Source organism: Paenibacillus fonticola DSM 21315, assembly GCF_000381905.1.
In the GTDB taxonomy this organism is placed as follows: domain Bacteria; phylum Bacillota; class Bacilli; order Paenibacillales; family Paenibacillaceae; genus Fontibacillus; species Fontibacillus fonticola.
Genome location: NZ_KB907247.1, coordinates 155,083 through 179,028, shown reverse-complemented (window position 1 = coordinate 179,028; position 23,946 = coordinate 155,083). Strand labels below are relative to the sequence as shown.

The 23,946-nt window shown below is 46.3% G+C and carries 19 protein-coding genes; 4 read left to right on the top strand and 15 right to left on the bottom strand.

Going from position 1 to position 23,946, the window contains the following annotated elements; genetic code table 11:
- Positions 1 to 37 precede the first annotated feature (37 nt).
- The 6 genes from G358_RS0104270 to G358_RS0104245 form a co-directional block, all read right to left on the bottom strand.
- The gene (locus tag G358_RS0104270; RefSeq protein WP_084662660.1) at positions 38 to 1,987 is read right to left on the bottom strand and encodes a DUF2207 domain-containing protein; all 1,950 of its coding nucleotides are present in this window, start codon (positions 1,985 to 1,987) and stop codon (positions 38 to 40) included.
- Between the two features lie 140 nt (positions 1,988 to 2,127).
- On the bottom strand, positions 2,128 to 3,477 hold the full coding sequence (locus G358_RS0104265) for a GH1 family beta-glucosidase (protein WP_019635961.1): 1,350 nt from the start codon (positions 3,475 to 3,477) through the stop codon (positions 2,128 to 2,130).
- 105 nt (positions 3,478 to 3,582) lie between these two features.
- The gene (locus G358_RS0104260) at positions 3,583 to 5,589 is read right to left on the bottom strand and encodes a beta-galactosidase (RefSeq protein ID WP_019635960.1); all 2,007 of its coding nucleotides are present in this window, start codon (positions 5,587 to 5,589) and stop codon (positions 3,583 to 3,585) included.
- Between the two features lie 162 nt (positions 5,590 to 5,751).
- Complete coding sequence (locus G358_RS0104255; RefSeq protein WP_019635959.1) at positions 5,752 to 7,050, bottom strand: ABC transporter substrate-binding protein; 1,299 nt, start codon at positions 7,048 to 7,050, stop codon at positions 5,752 to 5,754.
- A 68-nt stretch (positions 7,051 to 7,118) separates the two neighbouring features.
- On the bottom strand, positions 7,119 to 7,952 hold the full coding sequence (locus G358_RS0104250; protein WP_019635958.1) for a carbohydrate ABC transporter permease: 834 nt from the start codon (positions 7,950 to 7,952) through the stop codon (positions 7,119 to 7,121).
- Positions 7,952 to 8,833: a carbohydrate ABC transporter permease gene (locus G358_RS0104245; RefSeq protein ID WP_019635957.1), complete on the bottom strand. Its 882-nt coding sequence runs from the start codon at positions 8,831 to 8,833 to the stop codon at positions 7,952 to 7,954. The genes G358_RS0104250 and G358_RS0104245 overlap by 1 nt, the downstream gene beginning before the upstream one ends.
- A 207-nt stretch (positions 8,834 to 9,040) precedes the next feature.
- On the opposite strand from G358_RS0104245, the gene G358_RS0104240 reads away from it, so the two are divergent.
- Together G358_RS0104240 and G358_RS0104235 are read left to right on the top strand one after the other, a co-directional pair.
- A complete protein-coding gene (locus G358_RS0104240; protein ID WP_019635956.1) occupies positions 9,041 to 10,849 on the top strand; it encodes a cache domain-containing sensor histidine kinase in 1,809 nt (602 codons plus the stop codon).
- Between the two features lie 68 nt (positions 10,850 to 10,917).
- The gene (locus G358_RS0104235) at positions 10,918 to 12,606 is read left to right on the top strand and encodes a response regulator transcription factor (protein ID WP_019635955.1); all 1,689 of its coding nucleotides are present in this window, start codon (positions 10,918 to 10,920) and stop codon (positions 12,604 to 12,606) included.
- A 646-nt stretch (positions 12,607 to 13,252) separates the two neighbouring features.
- On the opposite strand, the gene G358_RS0104230 is transcribed toward G358_RS0104235, so the two are convergent.
- The 9 genes from G358_RS0104230 to G358_RS0104190 form a co-directional block, all read right to left on the bottom strand.
- Positions 13,253 to 13,999 carry an amino acid ABC transporter ATP-binding protein gene (locus G358_RS0104230; RefSeq protein WP_019635954.1) on the bottom strand — a complete coding sequence of 249 codons (747 nt, stop codon included), beginning with the start codon at positions 13,997 to 13,999 and terminating at the stop codon, positions 13,253 to 13,255.
- 14 nt (positions 14,000 to 14,013) lie between these two features.
- Positions 14,014 to 14,673 (bottom strand): amino acid ABC transporter permease, encoded by a 660-nt coding sequence (locus G358_RS0104225; protein WP_019635953.1) that lies wholly within the window; start codon positions 14,671 to 14,673, stop codon positions 14,014 to 14,016.
- A 79-nt stretch (positions 14,674 to 14,752) separates the two neighbouring features.
- Complete coding sequence (locus tag G358_RS0104220; RefSeq protein WP_019635952.1) at positions 14,753 to 15,535, bottom strand: amino acid ABC transporter substrate-binding protein; 783 nt, start codon at positions 15,533 to 15,535, stop codon at positions 14,753 to 14,755.
- A gap of 216 nt (positions 15,536 to 15,751) precedes the next feature.
- Positions 15,752 to 16,300 (bottom strand): mismatch-specific DNA-glycosylase, encoded by a 549-nt coding sequence (locus G358_RS0104215; protein ID WP_019635951.1) that lies wholly within the window; start codon positions 16,298 to 16,300, stop codon positions 15,752 to 15,754.
- Between the two features lie 205 nt (positions 16,301 to 16,505).
- Entirely contained in the window at positions 16,506 to 17,273 is a 768-nt protein-coding gene (locus G358_RS0104210) for a YwaF family protein (RefSeq protein WP_019635950.1), read from the bottom strand.
- A gap of 176 nt (positions 17,274 to 17,449) precedes the next feature.
- A complete protein-coding gene (locus tag G358_RS0104205; protein ID WP_019635949.1) occupies positions 17,450 to 18,646 on the bottom strand; it encodes a hypothetical protein in 1,197 nt (398 codons plus the stop codon).
- Positions 18,647 to 18,887: 241 nt separating this feature from the next.
- Positions 18,888 to 19,412, bottom strand: coding sequence for a hypothetical protein (locus tag G358_RS0104200; RefSeq protein ID WP_019635948.1), 525 nt, complete (start codon positions 19,410 to 19,412; stop codon positions 18,888 to 18,890).
- A 152-nt stretch (positions 19,413 to 19,564) separates the two neighbouring features.
- A complete protein-coding gene (locus G358_RS0104195) occupies positions 19,565 to 19,855 on the bottom strand; it encodes an MbcA/ParS/Xre antitoxin family protein (RefSeq protein WP_019635947.1) in 291 nt (96 codons plus the stop codon).
- A gap of 872 nt (positions 19,856 to 20,727) precedes the next feature.
- Positions 20,728 to 21,654 carry a copper amine oxidase N-terminal domain-containing protein gene (locus G358_RS0104190; RefSeq protein ID WP_019635946.1) on the bottom strand — a complete coding sequence of 309 codons (927 nt, stop codon included), beginning with the start codon at positions 21,652 to 21,654 and terminating at the stop codon, positions 20,728 to 20,730.
- 355 nt (positions 21,655 to 22,009) lie between these two features.
- Between G358_RS0104190 and G358_RS0104185 the strand changes: the two genes are divergently transcribed.
- Both G358_RS0104185 and G358_RS0104180 read left to right on the top strand, forming a co-directional pair.
- Positions 22,010 to 22,813, top strand: a complete 804-nt coding sequence (locus tag G358_RS0104185; protein ID WP_240479931.1) for an IclR family transcriptional regulator — start codon at positions 22,010 to 22,012, stop codon at positions 22,811 to 22,813.
- A gap of 81 nt (positions 22,814 to 22,894) precedes the next feature.
- Positions 22,895 to 23,911 carry a S66 family peptidase gene (locus G358_RS0104180; RefSeq protein WP_019635944.1) on the top strand — a complete coding sequence of 339 codons (1,017 nt, stop codon included), beginning with the start codon at positions 22,895 to 22,897 and terminating at the stop codon, positions 23,909 to 23,911.
- Positions 23,912 to 23,946 lie beyond the last annotated feature (35 nt).

Below are 23,946 nucleotides of genomic sequence, written 5' to 3'. Positions count from 1 at the left end.
GTTCTTTTTTCAGGTTTCTTATTTTTACAGTCCATAGCTAGAAAGCGCCGGTTCCACCGTCGCCCCCGCCGCCTCCACCGCCGCCGCCGTCGGTAAATCCGCCACTGCCTCCGGATGAGGTATCTGGCGGCATATAGGAGATCGATCTTTGCGAATAAACAAGACCTTCTATAGCCGGTTGGCTTATGCGCGAAACTAGTGATTGCAACGCCTCATCATCGGACCGACGCTTCATCGCCTTCAGCAGCTGCGGACCTGCATCCAGCACAAGAGCGAATTCGGCCAGCTTAAGACTCGATTCCGTGTCATATGCTCCGGACCCAGAATAAGTCTTTCCTCGTTTAAGCCGCCTGCGCCAATAGCGAAGTGCCGCGTAATATTTCCAGCCTGTCAGCGTCAGCCGATAAGAAGGAAGAATGTATACAAAAATCACAGTTACAATCACCAGCAGCGCATACGTAGTCGCAGCAGGGCTCTCATAAAGAAGGCCGGCTGCGCCAAAGCAAACTACATAATATACCCCCGTAATCCATCTTCGCTTCGGGAAGGCGAAAGCGAGTCCGGCGGCCGTACCAACAATTAGGAAAACCCAGCCTATTTTCACAGTCGATGAGACATCAGTAATATAAAGCGCAAGAACAATAATGAAATGCAGAAAAATAAGAGCAGTCTTCAATATTCTGCGCAGGCGGTTCGGGTACACATACTCATGAAAATTGTCCATACGTCCAAGCAGTTCACGCCATTTTTTGAAATCGGTATGAATGCGTTCAGAGAGGCGCCGATATCGCTTCAACTCGTTCGAATCCTTCTTCTCCTTCCGCGTAGGCCCGGTGAACCGTTCTGTCTCCAGCTTTTTTCCATAGAAGAACTTATCCAGGAAAAATCTCTCCGTTTCGTTTAAGGCGGAACGCCTTCCCGTAAAGACGAATTCCGGCAGGATGTCAGGCGCCTTCTTGTCTGCCTGCAGCCGTGGAGGGGCCTGCCTTTCCTCCATTGCCACGAGCCCTCTATGCCGCAAAGAAAATACTCCCGCAAATATATCCCGCTTCTTAAGCCGCCCTTTTCGGAAAATATATACGGCAAGCAGTGGATCCAGCCGTTCCAACTGCTCGGGCAAAAGACTTTTGTGCAGCAGCCGTCCGGCAATTCTTTTGAGCGGCAGCAAATGGAGCAAAAGCAATAGAAGAGCCCCATAGAGCACAATGTTCAGCACGGAATCGGCAAGCGATAAATGATTCTCCCTCTTAACGAGCCGCTGCTCCCGTTCATGTTCCTCGGCCAAAACCTGATCCAGCGGAAGTGCTGCGGGACGGGCCTCCTGTTCGCTAATCCACTCCGCCGGAAACAGCACTCTTAAACGGGCCGTGCCGTTCAGATCGAGAAGCGCATTGTAATAGTGGATGGAGGATAACTCCCCACTCCCGCCAAGCTTTAGGGAAACCTGCCCGCCCGTCCGGTCATGCAGGAAATAATGGATGCGTTGCTCGTCATACGGCTCCTGTAGCTGCAGGTTGATCGTCACGTTATGGATGTCGTCATTGTTGTTCTTGAAAAAACTCCACGCCAACTCGCCTGTATCCGCATAGCGTACGGCAGCGCCTTTAATCCGGTACCGGTAATAGACCCGCTTCGTTTCATCCGAGGACGGTGTATGAACATAGTAAGTGTCGTTATCCTCGTTGAAATCCACTGTAAGACGCTGCAAATTGTCATATGTAAAGTCTTCGAAATATTTGCCTGACGGCGGAATATACGCTTCAAAAAACTCGATCCCCTCATGCCCTTTAAGGTCGACATACCGGGTCATTCCATTCCAGCCGCCTTCAAAGCGATAAGTAAATAGCTCCTGTATAAAAAGATCGCCATTCGGCATAATTCTCGCCGCGACATCCGCCTGCTCTATCGTAAACTTCTTGCTTCCCCCGCAGCCTGCCAATATAACGACAAAAAGTGCAAGCGGGAGCCATAACCATCTCCTCATCATGTCACCCCTACCTTAAAACCTTCAAACTATTATATACGAATTTAAAATAAAAAAAATCCGACAAAAAGCCCGTTCCTTCGTACTAAGGACGGGCTTGCATTCGTGAACTTATGACATTTTTCACCAAAAACTATCAATTGTTAACGACTCTCCAGCTCAAGCCAATTTTTGCGTATGAGCTTCTGGTACCAGTAATAGCTCTCTTTCGGCGTACGTACCTGCGTTCTGTAATCGACATGGATCAAGCCGAAGCGGCACGAGTATCCAAACGCCCACTCGAAATTGTCCATCAGCGACCAGGTGAGATAGCCTTTCAAATTCACGCCGGATTCGATTGCTCGGCCCAGCTCGGCAACATGGCTCTCCAGAAATTTGATGCGGCGGACATCGTTAACTTTTCCATCCACCACTTCGTCATTGTAGCAGGCGCCGTTCTCGGTAATGTATATCGGAATCGGCCCAAACTGCTCGGTTAGCCAGCTTAAGGTTAAATACAGCCCCTCCGGGAAAATGAACCAGCCCTTATCCGATTTATCGTAGCCGAGATCGACATGCTCCAGATCCAAATAGTTGTTGCCTTCCTTATGGCGCACAATGTTGCCGCCGTAGAAGTTCAGCCCGAGGAAATCAATTTTCTGCGATATAATGTCCATGTCCCCCGGCTCAATGACAGGCTCAGCGCCCTTCGTCCTGATCCAGGCGGCCATCTCCGCCGGGTATTCGCCTGTAAATACAGGGGTCACGAACCATGTATATATGGAAAATGCCCGATACGCTGCGGCGATATCCTCCTGCTTACGGGAGAACGGCTCGTACCAGTAAATATCCGGCGCATAACCGATCTCGCCCTCCGTCCCCAACTCGCGGAACTTCGCTACCGTCTTGCCGTGCGCTACCAGCAGGTGATGCCCGGCTTGAATGGCCGACTGCCAGTTCATAATGCACGGTGCATGCCTGCCGAGCAAATGGCCGTTAATCGCGGTGCACCATGGCTCATTGAACGTCATCCAATGCTTGATCAAGCCGTCGAACTCACGGAACATCGTTTCGGCGAACATGACGAAGGCATCGATCGTCTCCCGGTTCTCCCAGCCCCCATTAGTCTGAAGCGCCTGCGGCAGCTCCCAGTGGTACAATGTGCAGAACGGCTCGATTCCGTTCTCGAGCAGCTTGTTCACCAGGCGTTTGTAATGCTCGATTCCTTTCCGGTTCACTTCGCCGAAGCCTTGCGGGTAAATGCGCGGCCACGATACCGAGAAGCGGTAGGCTTTAACACCCAGCTCCTTCATAAGCTGAATGTCTTCCTCGTAACGGTTGTAGCTGTCACAGGCAACGCTTGCGTCATCGCCTTGAAAAATTTTGCCGGGCGTTGCCGCCATAACGTCCCAGATGCTCAGGCCTCGCCCGTCCTTATCCAAGGAGCCTTCGATTTGATAAGCCGAGGTAGATACGCCCCAGACGAAGTTTTTCGGAAATTGTATGATGGTCACGTGAATTCCCCCCTACTATGATTCGATCATGTATGGTTACATACTAAATATAAATAACCCGCTGATCATCGTAAAGGGAAATATTTCAAGTTTTTAATAATTCATTCAAACTAACGCGGGCAGTTCCAATATATCGATGCCGTAAGGCTCCAGGCTCAACGTTTCCTGCCGTTTCTTGTCGTACAGCACACTGTGGCAGGAGGCCGGCAAAGTTATTTGATGCGGCTGACGGCTTAAGTTCATCACGAACAGATATGCCGCCGATTCCCCGCTGCGCAGCGCGACCTGCACGCCCTCTGGCAGCCCCGGGAACATCTGTATTCCATGCGCTTCTGCCTCTTTTGTAAACAGCTCCTGCAAGTATGCTTCCTCCGGATGCGTGCCGAGATAGTACACTCTCCCCTGCCCGAATGAATTTACCGTCACTGCCGGTACGCCGCTATAGAAGTCCTCGTCATACCAAGCGATCGCTTCCGCGCCTTCAAGACTTATAATATCGCACCACTGCGAGACCATAAAAGAATGGCCTGCTGCATTAACAACACGATGACTGTCCAGACCGATTGGATCATATTCCTCCACCCGGATTCCCGTGCATTTGGCTAGCAATCCAGGCAGCGGCAGCATGGCCGCCTGATTGTTCATATGCTTAACTCCCGAGCGGTTTGTGACAATTACCGTGCCCCCTGCCGCAGCAAAGCGTTCCAGCGAAGCCGCGATCTCCTCGCTCAGCAAGTATAGGCTAGGAGCAACTACGATTTTGTAGCCGTCCAAAGGCTGAGTCCATTCGATAACATCGCAGCCAATCCCGAGCTTTGTCAGGGCGCGGTGGAAATCCTTCACGTTCTCGTAATAATCCATGCCTTCGACCTGAGGCTGGATACGCAGCGCTTCAAGCTGCTCATGCGAGAGCAGTATTGCCGCTTCATGCTTTGGAGCCGTCCCCTGCAGCTTGCCGGATAAAGCGTTCACCTCCCCGCAAAACTCCGCAAATTCGGCAAATCTGCGGCCGGGAATATTGCTAGGATCGATCAAGCCGTGCCAGAACTGCTCTGCTCCCATGACCGCCGTCCGCCACCGGAAATGGACGATCGTGTCGGCTCCTTTGGCGATCGCCTGCCAGGCGAAGGCGCGGATAAAACCGGGATACGGCGCTCGCCACGTCGGGAACCAGCAGCCCGGCGAACCGCTTAACTGCTCCATAATCCAGAAATTCCGCCGCTTAATTCCGCGGGTGACATCCAGAGCCAGCGCGCCGCTATACGGCCCGGTAGATTGCTTGTCTGGAGAAGTATTTGGATAATAATCGAAGGAGGCAAAGTCCAGATCGGCACCTGTCTGGTACAGATTCAGCCGCTGGGGATAAGTATGGAAATTATGAGTCACGAAGTGATGCGGGCAGTTTCTGCGGATAACATCAATCTGGCTGCGCTGAAATTCCTCTATGCAGTCCCACTGAAACCGGGCAAAATCCAGCAAATAGGACGGGTTCTGATGCCTGGAGCCTCCGTATGGCACGCCAACCTGCGACCAGCCGCTGTATTCCCCGCTCCAGACGACCGTACCCCATTCACGGTTCAAAGCTTCCAGCGTGCCGTATTTCCGCTTGACCCATTCCCGGAATTTATCGCTGCAGGCATCGCAATGGCAATCGATCATCCAGTACTCGTTATCCGTCTGCCAGCCAATAACCGCCGGATGGCCGCCGTAGCGCTGCGTCATTTTTTCGATGATCCGCAGGCCATAGAACTGCAGCGGTTCACTGTTATAACAGCGGTGCCCCCTTACTCCCGGATGAGTAATACTGCCGTCGGCATTTCTCGGCAGAATATCCGGCCTCAGCTCCGTGAGCCAACGCGGGGGCGTATTAGTCGGCGTACATAACACGACGCGGATATTATATTTATGGAACAGATCGATCGCCTGATCGAGCCATTCGAAATGGTATACCCCGGAGCTGCTTTCCATCCGGCTCCAGGCAAACTCAGCCAGCCGGACTACGCGAACGCCCGTCTCCTTCATCAGCCGGGCATCTTCTTCCCAAAGAGATGCATCCCAGTGCTCCGGATAGTAAACGACTCCTACCTGTACCTCGTTCGCATGCTTGTTCATGGCAATGACTCCTTTTTAACGCGATTTGGTTAAATATAAGCAAAAAGGCTGCTCCCTCGCTCATCTATTTCGATAAGCCTCGGAAGCAGCCAAATTCACTTTCTGGCAAATTGCCAGGTTAGCGAATTGCCAACATGGCGAATTGCTATTGCATTCATCGGGTTATTTCAATTTATCCCAAGCCGCCTGCATGTTTTCCGCCCAGCCGTTTACGTCGGTTTGACCGGCGATGTACTGCTGGATCACGCTGCCGAACTCTTGAGCTACGCCATCCGGGAATTTCGAAGACTGCAAGCTGTAAATTTGATCCGCCTCGATATAGTTCCACAGTTCGGTACCGATATCGCCCATATCTTCCGGCGTTGCTTCGATCGTCGACAAAGCAGGAATGAATTTGAATTTCTTAACGATATACTCTTTACCGATATCCGATGTCACAAGCCAATTCAAGAACGTTTTAGCCTCTTCCTTCGCATCGGACTCCTTGTTGATAACGAGGTTAGCCGGAATACCGATCGTCAATTTATCGTTCACCTGCGGATCATCGCCAAGCGGCATAGGCAGTACGCCAACATTCAGATCCGGATTGATGCTGTCGATCATCGTTTGCGCCCAGTTGCCTTCTTGCATCATGGCTGCTTCCCCATTGGCAAACAACGTTACTTGCGTATTGTAGTCGGTAGTCAACGGATTTTTGTTGCCGTAATCAACCGTCAATTTCATCAGTTTAGCCCAGTTCTCAAACTTTTCATTACCGACGATGGATGCGGAACCATCGTTCAGTCCGGCAATAAATCCATCGACATCATCCTGCTGGGCAAAAGCGACGCTAATCCCCTGGTTGCCCATGAGCCACCATTCCTGATAAGCGTTGGCGAATGGCGTAATGCCTGCGTCCTGCAGCTGTTTAGCGACTGCCTCCAGCTCGGAGTATGTTTTTGGCAGCGTCGAAATTCCTGCCTTTTCAAACAATTCCTTATTGTAAATGTATCCGAAACCTTCCAGGTTCATCGGCATTCCGTATACTTTGCCATCCTTTGTCATCGGTTCGGCCGCAAGCGGAATCAGGTCTTTCACCCAAGGCTGATCCGATAAGTCCTCGAGCTTGTCCAGCCACATATCCATTTCAGTGTATCCGCCGTTGGAGAAAATATCAGGCGCATCGCCGGAAGCAAATTTCGTCTTCAATGACGCGCCATAGTCTGCGCCGCCGCCGACCGTTTGGATGTCTAGCTTGATATCCGGATACTCCTTCTCAAATTCAACCTTCAATTCGTTAAGACCCTCTACGATTTCCGTCTTGAATTGGAAGATCGTTACCGTTTTGCGGTCTTTTTTCGCTCCGTCCTCCGCACCGCCGGCATTGCCTGCTGCGTTGTCCTTCCCTCCGCATGCTGCCAGAAGCAACGACATGATCATCATAACAGACAACAATAACATGGAATACTTCTTGTTCTTCATTGCGTAGTTTCCCCCTTGCTTTACTTTAATTTTATAATGGAACAGCCTGGCCGGTCATGAATGACCTGTTAGCCCTTGACCGAACCGGCTGCAATTCCCTCGACAATATATCGCTGCAAAAACAGAAAGAAAATGATGATCGGGGCAATCCCCAGTACTAGTGCTGGAAGCGCAATATCCCACTGCTTCGTGTACTGTCCGAAGAAGGCGAAGGTAGCAAGCGGAATCGTCCGCATCTCCGGTCTTTGCAAAATGAGTGATGGAAGCAGGTAGTCGTTCCATACCCAGAGACAGTTCAGCACGATCACCGTCATGAGCATCGGTCTTAGCATTGGCAGGACGATCCGGAAAAAGACGGTAATCGGCGTACACCCATCCACGGTAGCCGCTTCTTCAATTTCCAGCGGAATAGATTTGACGAAGCCGTGGAACAGAAATAACGACATCGGGGCGCCCAGGCCGAGATAGGTCAGAATCAGACCGAACATGCTGTTATTGACACCGAGCACGTTAACGACACGCATCAGCGGAATCATGATCGATTGGAACGGAATAACCATCGCTGCAATGAACAGGAAGAACAATGCTCGATTGAACAGCGTATCCGAACGGACCATGCGGTACGCTCCCATAGCGCTGATGAGTGCCATGAGCAGCACGCTGATGGATGTAATTAACAGAGAGTTGGTAAATGCCTCCGGGAACCTCGTCAGTTCCCACGCTTTGCTATAGTTTTCCCAGCGGAATACCTCTGGCCAGCTTGCTGAGTTGGACATAATTTCGCCAAACGGCTTGACCGAGTTTACGAACAGGAAGTAGAACGGCGCCAAGAAGATCAGGCCAGCCAGCACCATGACAATTTCAGTAACCAGCATGCGGGAGTTATATTTCTTATTGTCCATTAAGCTTCGACCTCCTTGCTCTTCGTCAGGCGAACCTGGAACAAAGTGATCACCGCGACAATAATAAAGAATAGCATTGCTTTGGCCGTTCCCATACCGTATCTGTTATTCTGGAACGCCTCGACGTAAATGTTCATAGCTACGGATTCCGTCGATTTGAACGGCCCGCCTTTCGTAAGAGACAGGTTCAGGTCGAACATTTTGAACGCCCAGGATATCGCCAGGAACAGACAAATCGTAATCGCTGGCATAATCAGCGGAATAATGATGCTGCGCAGCATTTGCCAACGGCTGGCGCCATCGATTTCCGCCGCCTCCATCACTTCAGACGGTACATTGGTCAGCGAGGAAATATAGACGACCATTAAATAACCTGCTGTTTGCCATACGAAAACAATCGTAATTCCCCAAAAGCCCGTTGCCGCATCCCCAAGCCATGGCAGTCCAAAAAATGACCATCCGGTAATATCCGCCATTGTGGCAAACCCTTTGATGAAAATAAACTGCCAAATAAATCCAAGGAGCAGTCCGCCGATGACGTTAGGCATAAAGAAGATCGTTCGTAAAAAATTGCGGAGCTTCAGTCGTTTAGTAAGAAAATAAGCGAGAAAAAAACCGACAATATTAGTAAGAACAACGCCAACGATCGTAAATCTTACCGTAAACCAAAAGGACGACCAAAAATCCGGGTCATTTTTGAATACTTTAACGAAGTTCTCAAATCCTACCCAGTCCACTGATCCCGATACGCCATTCCAGTTCGTAAGCGAGTAGTACATGCCTAGCAAAAACGGAATGATCATAATAATAACAAAGAACAGTAGAACGGGCCCTATAAAAAATAACTGCAGCCCCCATGAAGACAGTTTCCTGCTGCTCATGCCGCAGCCCCCTTTCTTTCTACCGAGTAACTGTTGTATTGTTAATTATGAAGGAGTTTCATCTCTTGAAACACCTACTGAGGTGAACACACAGGTGTAATTTATTGATCTATTTTCGGGTGTATTTTATTGATTTATTCTCTGGAGATAATTATCCATCTATCCTCAGGCAAAATTTATTGATCTATCGATCGGAGAGAGTAACTAGTGAAATGGAACAGTATTCGCACTAAATTGATCGTCTTTATGCTGATCGCCACGATCATTCCGATCGTTGCCACCATGTTCGTTACTTACTTGTATACGACGCAATCGTTAAGAACGAGGACCGTGCAGGAGAATGCCAATTTGCTTTACCAAGGCCAGCGGAACCTGGCTGATCTGTTGAACGACCTTAACCGCAGTTCGTCCACGATTTATTCTAATGCGGAGCTGTTCAGGCTGCTGGAAGGCGGGTATGACGACCCGCAAAGCAGTTCGAGAGTATACGCCGCATTATCTTATATCTCGACCTCGATCCCTGATATTTATCAGGTCTATTTATACGAGAACGTTAACCGCAGGGCTACTCTGTTAACCTTGAATACGCCTAAACGGTCTTTCGATACCGAGCCGTACAAGGATATTCTGTTGAATATTGACCGCAGCCTGGCCGTTCAGAAGACGCATATGAGCCATATTTACGGGTTCGCGGCCATTCAGCCGAACTATCCGCCGGAGCCTGTATTCACACTGCATCGCAGGATCGAGAAAGTACCTTCCAGTGAAGTCATCGGCTATTTGGCCATCGATGTAAAGCTGTCGGCGCTGACGGAAATCGTAGAGCACCTGTATGAAGTCAATCGTGAAAAAGTATATATTGTAGACGATCGCGGGGACGTCATTTACAGCGATGAGGAGAGCCAGCTAGGCCTGCCGCTCGAAGCGGACTGGTACGAGCAGCAAATTGCCGTTTCCGGCGAGTCTCAAGGAAACTTCGAACAGGACAACAATGTATTCATCTATCAGCGCTTGGATAAGGCCGGGGCCAACTGGACGCTCGTGAAGCAAATCCCCGTCTCCTACTTGAACAAAGAGGCCAATAAGGCGGTTGCCATCAATTTGCTGCTGCTTGCCATATCACTGATGATTATCGTGGGGGCGACCATTTTTATTACAGTACGAATTACCGCCCCTATCAAGCAATTGAACCGCTACATGAATCAAATTCAGTCGGGTAATCTCAATGTGGATATCCGTCCGGCCAGCAACGACGAGATCGGCGCAGTCATGATTCGCTTCCGCGGGATGATGAATACGATCAACAATTTGATACTGCGTGAATACAAGCTCGAACTAGCGAACAAAACGAACCAGCTGAGGGCGATGCAAGCGCAAATCAATCCGCATTTCCTCAACAACACGCTGCAAATTATAGGCACCCTTGCTTTGGAGCTGGGAGCGCAGCGAATTTACGCTCTGCTGTCCGCACTCGCCAAAATGATGCATTACAGCATGCATAATCAGGACAAGAGTGTTACACTGCAGGATGAATTGGACCATGTCAAAGCTTATATTGAGCTGCAAAAAGAACGGTTCGAGAACCGGTTTGAATATCATGAGCAGGTCCAGGACAGTGTCTTGCCGGCAACTATGCCCAAAATGATTTTACAGCCTATTGTCGAAAATTATTTCAAGCACGGCATGGACCGCTCCAAGTCCGATGGCCTGGTTACCTTAAGGGCCACTCAGGACGACTCTGGTAAAATTACAATCGTAATTGAAAATAACGGACATCCGATTCCCGAATATCAGCTTGCCCTTTTGCGCCAGCAAATTGAGGAGACCCAGCGTGAAAAGTTCAATCCCGGCGATGAGCAGCACGGGCAGCTTGGCGCTTCCATCGGCCTGGCCAACGTATTGCTGCGATTAAAGCTCGTTTATGGCGGCTCGGCTGCACTCCAGATTGAGAATCTGGAGCCGGCAGGAGTCCGGATTACGCTCAGTTTGGCCATTAAGAGCGAAGAAGATCGCTAGCTGCGGAATTTCTAACTGCTGCGTTGTAGAATAGTTGAATTTTTGAATTTCGAAGAGGAGTGAAGCTCATGAGAGCTCTTATCGTTGACGACGAGGCCCGCGTACGCCGGGCCGTACGGCTTCTTGTGGATTGGAAGGCCCATGGAATCGAAGAGGTCGAGGAAGCAGAGAACGGGACAGTTGCCATAGATTTGATTCGGCAGGTTAAGCCGGTCATCGTCATTATGGATATGATGATGCCATCAGGCAGCGGGCTGGAGTTAATGGCTTGGGTCAGCGAGTATGCAGGCAATATTAAATTTATCGTCGTGAGCGGGCACGATGACTTTGACTTTGTGCGGAATACGGTGCGTCATGGCGGCATCGATTATATTTTGAAACCGATCGATAAAGATGCGATAAATGTTGCCGTTTCCAAGGCCGTAGCCGCTTGGCAGCGAGAAGAGACGGACCGGATGGAATATCACCGCAAAAATGTTCAGCTCAACGAGCTCAAGCCGATTTACGGAGAGAAGCTTCTTACCTCCCTGATTGATGATCCGTTCAATGCAGCGGCCAATCTCCGCCGTTTACAGGCTGACGGGGTTATCTCTCCCGATTTCGCGGAGGCGAGATTGCTTCTGCTGCAAACCGATGGGGGAGATATCCCGCTGCTGAACAGATTCGGAAATGACAGCGAGTTGCTGCATTTTGCCATGATTAACATTTGCAATGAATTCCTTCGTACTAAACCAATAGGAGTTGCCTTCAAGTACTGGGGAGTACCTGGCGAGATCATTTTGCTCGTATGGGAAAACCCTGATCAGGTATCCGAACTGATCGCCGATATGAACGAGGGATTGTTCCATACACTGCAGCGGCGAATGCATTTTGGGATAGGCACGACTGGAACGCTGCCGGAAAGCTTGCCGGAACAGTACGCCGAAGCACAGGCCGCGCTTCGTAGGCGAAACTTATTGATTCCCGAAGCCTATGTCCATGCCTTGAAAGCAGCTCCTTCGCCAGCAGAAATACCGGTTTCTGGACCCGGCAATTCGCTTGGTCAAAAGGGCAGCGCGCTTCAGAGACAGTCTTCGCAAGTGCTGTCCTTCAGGCACGTCCAGGAAGATTGGAAGATGGCCGTCATGAGCGGAAGACGCGAAGCGATTACAATGGCTTCCCAGAAATGGATTGACGACCTTGGGCGGGGCGGCTTCATTACCCCGGAGTTACTCGAAACGTGGAAGCGGGATGCCTTGGCATTTTGCACCCAATTGCTGCGGGAGACGCTGAGCGATGAAGCCGATAAAGCCATCACTCGGCTGGCGGCCGAGGATCAGGACTATCCCGCTCCCCATACCAGCGGCTACTCTTTCTCGTTATACGCCTGGCGGGACTGGTCCCTTCATCTGATGGACCGCTTGACCGACATTATTGCCGAGTGCAGAGCGAAGGAGAGCCGTACGATCGGCGACATTGTCGGCTATATCGAACAGCATTATGCCGAGGAAGTCACATTGCAGGATATCGCCAGCCGCTTCTATGTTAGCAGAGAATATGTTTCCCGAAAATTCAAACAGGATTTTGGCATCAACTTCTCGGATTTTTTAGCCCATTATCGGATCGACAAGTCGAAGCAGCTCATGCATAATCCCCATTTAACGATTACGCAAATAGCCGAGCTTGTCGGCTTCAATGACGTTAAATACTTTAGCAAAGTGTTCAAGAAGCAGGAGGGCTTGTCTCCTAAAATGTACCGCAGCAAGCTTGAAGCCTAAGGTGAGCCAGTACGTTCAATAATGGATCCAGATTCAGATCGAGATCCATAGCCCTACAGCAAACCCGCTTCTTCTAGGATTTACTTATATTTTTTACATCAATTTTTGGGGGAAGTAATGAAACATAGGGGGAAAATTTATCATCCGAAAAATCTAAGAGCAACAGTCAACAGTGATTAGGATCAACTTATATAGATGGATTTATAGTAGTTATTTTCTGCGATAAAGAAGAGAATGTAGATTTAGGTGGATTTCATGTCGTTAGTAGAAGGAAATTCTCAATCATGGCCTGGATTCTTGATTTTAGGTGCCTAAAATCCATCTATTTGTTGAAATATTCGTTTAAAGCATAATTAGATACATGAACTCCATTTAGTCTACGCAGCTTAATAAATGCATCCTCCTGGTGCATGCTCTTAGTGTACGCATCTTAGTAAATGGATTCTAGTGTATGCTCTTAGTGTAAGCATCTTAGTGTGGATATTAATATGAAGTGCCTTTAGTGCCTTTACCAATATCTTTGCAGTAATAAGTCAAAATGATCATAAGCTTGCTGTACGGATATAAACAGGGCTGCTCCCGGGTCATGCAACCATGACTTAGGAACAGCCCTGTAATATAGATATGGGAGGTATTCGTCTCTAAGTTAAGCCAATACCCGGGTCAGGAACGCACGAGTCCGCTCATGCCGCGGGTTCCCGAACAATTGCTCGGGTGTGCCGGACTCGATAATTTCGCCGTCCGCCATAAACAGCACTCGGTCGGCCACCTCCCGGGCAAAGCCCATTTCATGCGTCACGACGATCATCGTCATCTGCTCTTCGGCCAAGCGCTTCATTACCTGCAGCACTTCCCCCGTCAATTCAGGATCGAGGGCAGAGGTGGGCTCGTCAAATAGCAGGATTTCCGGATTCATCATCAAGGCGCGAGCAATCGCTACCCGCTGTTTCTGCCCCCCGGACAAACTGGATGGATAAACGTTTGCTTTATCGGCCAGGCCAACCTTATCAAGCAGCTCCAAGCTCATCCGGGATACTTCGGCGGCAGACATTTTTTTAACCAGCTTAGGGGACAGCTCCAAGTTATCCTTCACCGTCAGATGCGGAAACAGATTGAAATGCTGAAACACCATTCCCATGCGGGCTGTGATCGCTTTAATTTGCTGACCACTAGAGAAAACGCCATCCTTAACGAGGTACCCGTCCCCAATTTTGATGCTGCCGCCGTTCGCCTCTTCCAGATGAACGAGGCTGCGCAGCATCGTCGATTTCCCTGAGCCTGAAGGGCCTATTACAGCTACTACTTCGCTCGGGTTAACATTGAAGGAGATGCTTTTCAACACTTCAAGCTGACCAAATACTTTTTTCAAATTGTTAACTTCAATGATTGCCATAGCCAGACAGTCCTTTATTCGAATTTGAACTTTCGCTCAAGCGCTTTGAACAGCAGAGTAAGCAATAAAGTCATTAAGAGATAAATAACTCCCGCAATGATTAAGGGCACAGTCGTAAAATCTCGATTTACTACCGTGTATGCAACATGGAGCAATTCCGATACAGATACCGCATGAAGCAGGGCCGTATCTTTAATTAACGTAATCGATTCATTTGACACTGCAGGGAGGGCTACACGGAACATTTGCGGCATAATAATTCGCGTTAAAGTCTGCCACCGGCTAAGTCCCAGCACCTGCGCAGCTTCATACTGACCCTTATCAATCGCCAGCATGCCTCCGCGGAATATTTCCGCGAAATAGGCCGCATAGTTCAAAATAAAAGCAAGGCAAGCGGCTGCAAATCTGTCCATTACAAGATATTCACCAATGATTGGCAGCATCGGCAGACCAAAGCAAAAAAACACTAATTGCAGCAGCAGCGGAGTCCCGCGAAAAATATAAATATATCCCTCAGCCAGCCATTTAACCGGTTTAACACGGCTTTTCAACATTAATGTAAATAAAAAGCCTAACGGGATCGATACAGTAATTGCAATAAAAAACAATATAATTGTCATTCCAGAACCCTGAAGCATGAGTAGCGTTGTGTCCCATAGTTTACTTAGACTCATATTATTTCTTCTCCCCAAAAACAAAAACCGGATGATATGATAAACGATCCGGCTATAGTATATTAACTTTTCTTCGCTTCTACTTTAGTACCTTATCTTCGTCGAACCATTTCTTGGAGATTTCGGCTGCTTTTCCATTATCGTTAAGAGTATCTATAGCTTTTTGGAGTTTTTCCAGCAAAGCTTCATTGCCTTTTTTAACGCCGATTCCATACTCTTCCGGTGCCAGAGACTCTTCTACCAGTCTAAATGTTCCCTCTTCTTTAGACATATAATATCTAGCAACGACTTCATCAATAATAACGGCATCCAGCCGCTTTATTTTCAAGTCAGTTAACGCGAGCACATTATCGGTAAACTCCGAAATACTCTTCACCTCAGCATGAACCGGGTTAGCTTCAAGCGCAATTTCCGCTGAGGACATCGATTGCAAACCTACATTTTTACCAGCCAAATCAGCTATACTCTGGATGTCAGAATCGGCCAATGTAATGATCATCTGGCTGTTTTCCAAATAAGGCTTTGTGAACAGAACCATCTCTTTGCGTTCCTCAGTAATCGTATAACCGTTCCAAATCAGATCAATCCGTCCGCTGTTTAGCTCCGATTCTTTTGTTTTCCACTCAATCGGCTGAAAAGTCACTTCCATGCCCATTTCTTCGCCAACAGCCTTCGCAAAATCAATATCGAAGCCAACCAGCTCGTTCTTCTCATCCCGGAATCCCATCGGTGCAAATTTATCGTCAACTCCGATGATGAGCTTGCCGTCATCTTTTGCTCCACCGGAGCTGGAGCATCCTACTAACGCAGCTATCATAACTGCTACAATTAATCCAAGTACAACCAGTCTATTTCTCTTCATGTTGATCCTCCCCGTCTCATCCGCACAGCCTTAAATACTTTAGTTCGTTAATACGTTATCAAGGTTATATCATAGCACATCGCCTTGAAAGAGTCGAGAGGAATGAGGGGCTGGATCTAATTTCCACAGGTGATTAGTGATTCAACTTTTTTTAAGAGCAGCGGGTAAGCAAACAGTCCTGAAACGTATATTGAAGCCGGTCAAAGCCAGCGATTGTTATTCAGGAGCAAAGGCTCCTGTTAGAAACTTATTTAGCCTCGTATAAATCTCCACGATCTCGGTCATCGGCATCCGAACCAAACCGCTGGATGAGGGAGCTACGTATTCTTGAATCCCTTCCACAACTGGACTGTCTTGAAACCCCCAATCTACCCGCGTTTTCCGGCTATATTCCGTATAGACGCCTTTGCCGACAAAGCACGCCACCTTCGGACGATATTTCTCCAGTTTTGCACGCAAAATTTCGCGGCCCTCCCTATACTCTTCCCGAGTAATATCCTCCGCCCCCTTCGTCGGGCGCGCCACGATATTCGTGAAGCCATATCCCAGCTTCAGCAGTTCCCCGTCTTCCGAGGCATGATACAATCTTGGCGTTAGTCCTGAGCTGTGTAATATCCGCCAAAAATTGTTGCGTGGATTCGCATAATGATGACCGACCTGCCCGGAACGAATACTTGGATTAAAGCCGATGAACACGATGCTCAGCCCGTAGTCCAAATGATCCGCAATTTCCGTTAACGCCGAAGATTCACCTGCTTCATCCATAACTCTGCTTCCTCCTTTGCTGTCGATTTGCTGCTAATACGTTGTATAGTGAGCTAAGCGTATTTCTCTATGTTGAAATGCAGTTTCTTAGATTCCGTGTACCTTTAAAGAAGAGTTCTTGTTGAAACTTCCCTTTTATGAAGGTGTCAACACACCGGCGCTAAGACTTCTGCCGTGCTTACAGCAACATATTTTCACAGCTGCTCTATCTTGTAAGCTTCCTTTTGCTCTCCGGCTGCCTGGCCGCCCCTCTCCTCAGATCAGGAAGCCAGAAGAACAGCCCATACATAACTATAAACATCGTAAGTGCAATCATCTCCTCGGCCAACAAATAGTAAGGATACGGTCCAAACAGATCCAATATGGACGACGTACCCGGCTTGTTTCGCAGGAACATGTAATTCGCGCCAATCGCATAGTTCAGCGCACCGACCGCTAAGGCGAGTGCATTCAGAAACAGCATGGTCCAGGCAATCGATTTCCATGTCGGCCTATATTGTTCAATCCAGGTCATGTAGAGCGAGGCAAGAATGATTGCACCATGTGCGATGAAAAATTGAAAAAAACGAAAATGCGGATACCCAAAATCCAAACTCGGCGTCAGCCATGCCTGCAGCGCTCCGCCTATCCCGGCGAAAAACAAAATCTGGTACAGCAGCTGGTTCCTCGTCAGCAGCATCACAATCGACAACAGCAATGACACACTGCAAAGCTCCAGCGGGAGAGTATCTTTAATATCCCACCGTCCCTCAAGCACATACCACAAGTTCAGGGCAATCTCGGACAACAGCAGTATACCAAGCAGTCCATAGCGAATCGCATTCGCGGCTGCAGCGCTGGAACGAATATGCCTTCTCCCTGCAAATAGCACCGCAATTAGCAAAAGAAACAGCCCCATCGCTACGAGATGGGAAGTCGAATACAACCCGAAGTCAGGAGCATCCTCTACCCGAAAAAAAGCGGTCACGTCCATCAGCATTTTCCTTTCTTTGCCTCACCGGAAAATGTAATTTTCCCTCGATAATACCGGTCATTTACTTCAACTGTATCAATAACCTCATTACCCTTAATAAATTCAATTTTAATATTTTAGTATTAGCTCCGGCACCCTCATTAAAATTTACCTCCATAGAATCAAAGCGCGTATTCCTAGTCCTTAATATATTTAGGGCCGTCAACTCTAATTAATTTATTTTCGATTCCACCAACCCATTCAGATAATGCCGGTGTTCTAATAGTAATATAAATTTGTCTTTCTTTCTCCTGAATCCACCCTTCTTTGGGTATAATATAAGCTTCCACATCGTTAGCTTCTTTGCGATAAAGACTGGCAGCTTGATTCAAGACCTTCTTTTGTCGAAACAATTGAATATCAGGCGGTTCTATTCCATGAATGGCAGTTAACGGCCCGTGCTGATACGTAGCAAATTTCGTTTTATCTTTGTTGTATATTGTTCTTCCCTTGAATAGAAGTATGTAGCTTTTCTTCCAATCTGTAATGGGATAGTTGTCCACAGGTACATTATTTATTCTGGCTCCGTGAAAATCAATCTTTAACTCCTGGATTGGATCAAGCAGCTTTAAATTCGGGTCATTGGGATCCTCTAAATCAATAGCGATAAGCGCATCCAATTGTCCCTTATATAGGCCATTCTTCGTTTCAATGACCATTAAATCCTCACGCCACAACTCCTCTATTGTCTTCCCCTTATAATGTTCCTCTCTAGTGACAAAAATTTCTGGCATAACGGTAAATATATTCGTCTTATGCCAGGCTAGCTCGGCACTGGAGACCGCATACTTGTCAGCTTCTAACTGCCCTCCTGCATTTAACGTCCGAATACGTTCCATAATTTTGTCAGCTTGGGCCTGAGTTATGGTCTTGTCCTCGCCAAGCTCCCCCTTACCCAGCCCCGTTAGCAAGCCTGATTTGGTAGCCAGATACATCCACTTATCGTCTTCTTGCGTATTCCCTCCCGTTGCCCGCACAATCACTCTAGCGACCTCCTTGCGGGTAATAGGCTTGCTCAGCGATTGGGATGAGTTTGGAAAGTCCGTCTCAACATATAATTGATGATCGCGTGCTGCCTTAGCATAAACCTCATACCCGGAACCCGCGGCTTCCTCTAGAGCCATCTCCAGTGTGGCAACAACCAGCTTAAGGAATTCCCCCCGCTGAACAGGCTGATTCGCAATTGGCAAAGCCGCTGGCAATGCAGCTTCCTGCTTAGAAGCCGTAGTTGCAGTATTATTGGCTCCAGCCTTATCCTGAGAAACACTCGTTACCCCAACCAAGAGGGCTGTCACTAAAACTATAGTAAACCTTCCAACCATCCATTTCTTCATGTTATGTACGCTCCTGTTCTTCATAATAGATGAGTTATACGATGCATATTTCCTATGGCCCCATAAAAATATAATTCGTCAGGCACTTGTATTAGGAAATATAGGACAATCATACCATTTGACGAACGAGGAGTTTGTCGTATTTTGTTGTTTTTAGGTAAATTTGTTGAATTATAATCCGGAAGAATTCAATACAAAAAAACCTTGAAAGGCACGAAGCCAATCAAGGCATGAACTTAAATTAAAAATCGAATTGTTTTTTTTCTCCTGTTTTTATTTGGTATCCCCATTTACCATCATGCTCACTTTCATAAAGAGCATAGCCGTTATTTATACCAGTAAAAAACCAATCATAGTATTGATGTTCTTTATACCATTGCATCGTGCCATCATTATTAAATTGTATTAGCCCGCCCTCATAAACAAACAAACAGCCATCTTGATTCGGAAAAAAGCTGCTTCTATAAAAATCCGAATCATCCTTCTCAGTTCTGTTTAACTTGATTGTTTCAAATACACCATTACTAGTACAAATTTTAACGAGAACCTCACTATTATTGTCCGAGAAGTAAAATAATTGATTTTCTATGTCGAGCATATATTCAATAAAACAAATGCCTTCAAGTACTTCATTTGTAATTGTCCATAAAACTTTATCTTGTTCCTCAAAAAATACTGTATTCTTTTTATTAAGGAATATAACTCTCCCTGCTGTCCCCACCGTTGTTATATTATTTATCGATATATCGATGCTACCAGTATTCATCGGGCCTCGCCTCCCATTAAGTTTAACGCCTCCTTAAGCAATTTATCCTTCGTGTAATTGGATGCTGGTTATCTAACGCAGTCGCTCCATTTATCCCCGTCACCAACTACGCAGGCATCTTGAAAGCACGGAGCCAATCAAGGTTACATACTTTAGTCCGGCATTCTAAGTAAAATTTCTTTTAACGCATTAGTCCCTTCCACCGAATCCAATAAATTTAACGGTTTTATACCATCTAGCAAAGGTAATCCAGTATTTAACCAGGACTTTGCATTATTCCTTAGTCGATAAATTAAAACTGTCTTAATATCTTCTTGAATTCCAAAACTGTCCAAACTTGTTTTAATGGGATCAGGTAAGGAATTAAAGTATATCTGACTCATTTTATAAAAATTCAGCCAATATTCTTCCTTAAACTCTTTAGCAAAAATATGAAAACTCAAGTTAGCATGCCTCCATCATCGTCCTATTATCGATCCATCAAATAAAAATAAAATAATAACAGGTCTTAGCTACTAGCCCAAATAGAATGTCAAGGTAATTTGCTATTGCAGTTAAGACAATTAACGATTGGTGTTTTATGAGCTTCTTTCAGTGCTCCCCATCTATCAGGGCAACCATAATACAATTCTGGAATTGTCGGGTTTGCAATAACCCCCTTCCAATCACATACTTTACAATGCACACTTTCGATTTGTACTCTTTTTACTTTCTCATTTTTGTCGAGTAACATACAAAACATCCATTTATTCTGATTCCCTAAAGAATAGAACGCAAGAGAAAAAGAACCATACTTTCGCACGAAATCCATCATATTGCAAACAGAGTCCAATGCATTTATTGGCTGATCCTCAATTACAGGATTTTTTATTAGAAGTTCAAAAGCCTTTGTAGCTATAACATATACAATTTAACCATCGATCTTATGTTGACTAATTAATTCATTATTTAGGTTCACTTTGGTGTAAAACCTCCCATACCAAATTTAATTAAGAATTCGCTCTCTGTAGACTATCATGGCCGAACGAGTCAGGTACTCCAATTGCTCTGTACTGCAAAAGATTCCGAGATTCGTTTTGCCGTAATACTTCTATCGTCCGTTGCATAGCCTCTCGTATAAATTAGTGACTTAAGGCGCTTCCCCCCGGAGATGAGCGGCTAAAATCACACAATTATAATTCAAGCTCCTTTGGATTGTGATATTGCGAAGCCATGATCCCAATTGAAGTAAGCAATGAGGTCCTTCCACCTTCCGCACGCCTCGCAATCGAAGAGAAAGGGCCATATAAAACGCTTAATTTTTTTCTCCATGGATTTAATTTACTTTCCATGGGTTAATCATGAGAGGGATATAATCCTGTTTTCCCCCATCAAATCCAATGTACTCAATGTCACTTAATTCCAAAATTTTCTGGTCAATAATTCCGTCTAACGTTTTATCAGACAGAGACCATATTGGATAAAAGTCATATTTAGTTCCGTCACCGTTATTAATAGTTCTGCCAACTACATGATTACGAAAGCGAATATCATTTTTGTTAGTAAGGTAAAACAGGTTTCCTGCCGTAGAGGTAGTCTTAGCTCGTACTTTAAGAAAGACAGCCTTTGATGTGGGCTCTGTAAACAGCTCAACACTGTAAATTTCACGCAAAAATTTCGTAGGCAAATCCGCTTCTTTAAAAATCAATACCTTCTCATAAGTTATATCTTCTCGTGGACGTTTAAGAAGGTATTCTTTATCCTTAAACCACTTTAAATATGGATCAATACTCACTGGTTTCAAGCCAACTTCCTCTAAGGTTGGTACCACCTTCTCCCCAATCCATACCCAATTCCCCACCTGATCCCAGCTCACTGATTCACCCAGGTTCTCGCTAACAAACCGCAACGGAACATAGGTACGTCCCCTTACTGCTTTGGCTGCCGTATCCATCGTTACATTTTGACCATCAACCGTAGCTACCTTACTTCCTATTGTAAGAATGATCGATTTCTCGCCCTTCAAATAGGTTACGGTTTTTTCGCTAAAGTCTACCTTTGCCCCTAGTGACTCTCCGATTCCGCGAAGCGGTACCTGAACCCGGTTGTTCTCCATGACCGGATCACCGCCTTGAAATTTTACCTTTCGTCCATCGACCAAGACGGTAATAACAGAACTACTAGCAGCCTCTACAGTCTCTGCGAGTTGAGAAGTAGAAAAGGCTAAAGCACCAACTAACAAGACAGTTATCCATTTTTTCATCTTATAAGTACCTTCCTTTTATAATTTATGATAGTAATTATTTAACAAATGTGATGTTATCTATAACTTTTATCTATTTTATCCTACGCCCCCCTCTAATAATATACTATAAGAACTATATATAGGAATAAAGTCATAATTAAGGAACGTATCCTAAATACCCAGAAAGCTATATATAGCTAATTCTCGAAATTCCGAACTTCTGCGTCTTTATTCAATTCCATTTTTCTCAGAGAATTTATTATTAGCATGGCTTGATGATCTACATTATCAAATTCCTATTGACATTGTCGGATAAAGCCCTGAACATAGTGATGAGAGAGAAAATTACAGGTTTATCTAGTTGGAGGTTATTGTGTTGAACGAGAAAAATCCCCGCCTGATTCAATCCGTGAAACGGGCGCTTGATATCGTGAACTGCTTCGATTCGCTGCATACCCAACTGTCACTCACTGAAATCAGCGAGAAGCTGGATCTGAACATAAGCACCGTTTACGGTCTTATCAATACGCTCTGCGCGTACTCATACATCGATAAAAATCCGAACAACGGCAAATACCGGTTAGGCCTCGAGTTTCTGTTGAAGGCCAATCTGGTGTCCCAAAGCCTCGACCTCAAGGAGATCGGCCATCCGTATCTTACAGAGCTGACCAAGAAATTTCACGAGACCTCTCATCTATACGTCTATCAGCACGAGCAGATTTTTTGCGTAGACAAGGCAGAGTCGCCGAATAACTATTTCATCATCAGCTCCCGGGCAGGCAGCAAGCTTCCAATGCATGCCTCCGCTTCGGGAAAAGTATTTTTAGCCCATATGCCGGAGCTTGAGCTGCAAAGCTTTTTGCAGAATTATAAGTTAACCAAACTGACGGAGAACACGATTACCGATAAAAAGAAGCTCCTGAATAATCTGCAGCAAATCCGTGAGCAAGGATACAGTGTTGAGGACGAGGAAATCGAGGCGGGCGCCTACAGCATCGCCGCCCCCGTAAAGGATGCCGCCGGGCAAACGATCGGCACGATCAGCATTGTCGGTTCGCTGTCCCGGATCAAGGAGAACGAGGAGCAGGTTCTCGCGGAATTGCTAGCTGCGGCAGGGGAAATTTCCAGACAATTCGGATATCCGGTCAAACCTGCTAAAAGCGAAGTACGGCTCTAAACAAAGGGCTGAATTTTTATTCAGCCCTCTCGAAACGAATTTATCCAGCGTGAGTGTTGTAAACTTTGGAAGGTGGTTTGTATGATTAGATTTCCGTCCTTAGAAGAAGGAGCAACAATTGGTGTAACAGCACCCTCGTCAGGGTTAAAAGTTGAATTACATAGTTTGCTTAAACTTTCCTTTAGTCGAATGAAGACAATGGGATTCAACGTTATTTGCGGAGAAACAGTTTGGACTCAAGAAAAGGCTAAGTCTTCGTCAGCCAAAGTACGTGCCGCTGAATTCAATGAAATGATGAAAGATAATCGCATCAATATTATCATTCCACCTTGGGGTGGCGAACTTTTAATTGAAATTCTTGAATACCTCGATTTTGATAACTTTAACTGCAAGTGGATTTTAGGTTATTCAGATACAAGTGTACTATTGTTAGCAATAACTTTAAAAACAGGTATAGCTACTGCTCATGGTACCAATCTCATTGATTTAAGAGGTGATTTCTCAGATAACACAACTGCCATGTGGCAATCTGTCTTATCAACTAAAACTGGCGAATCCATCATCCAACATTCCTCGGAAAAATATCAAAAGGAATGGAAACATTCTGACCCTTCGCGATGTGTGTTTCATTTAACAGAACAAACATATTGGAAGGTTGCTTCAAATACTAATGTTAAAATACAGGGCCGGTTACTTGGTGGATGTATCGATGTGATAAGACATTTAATTGGCACTTCGTTCGGTGATGTACAACATTTTCAAAAGGAGTATATAAGTAACGATCCCATTTTATGGTATTTGGAGAATTGCGAACTATCGACGACTGATTTACGCAGGTCGTTGGTTCAGATGAAATTAGCAGGTTGGTTTAATAACTGCACAGGTCTTCTGTTTGGAAGAAGCGATGCAAATCAACCCGTTGACAATTATACAGCAGAGGATATTTACAAAGAACTGTATGAGGAGCTGCAGATTCCAATAATTTACGATATAGATTGTGGCCATGTTCCACCACAAATCACTTTCATCAACGGGGCATATGCTAAAATTGAAGTGAGAGATGGTAAGGGCTCCGTGATGCAATTCTTTGACCAATAATTATCACTTAAAAAGCGATAAAAGACAGCCGCTAG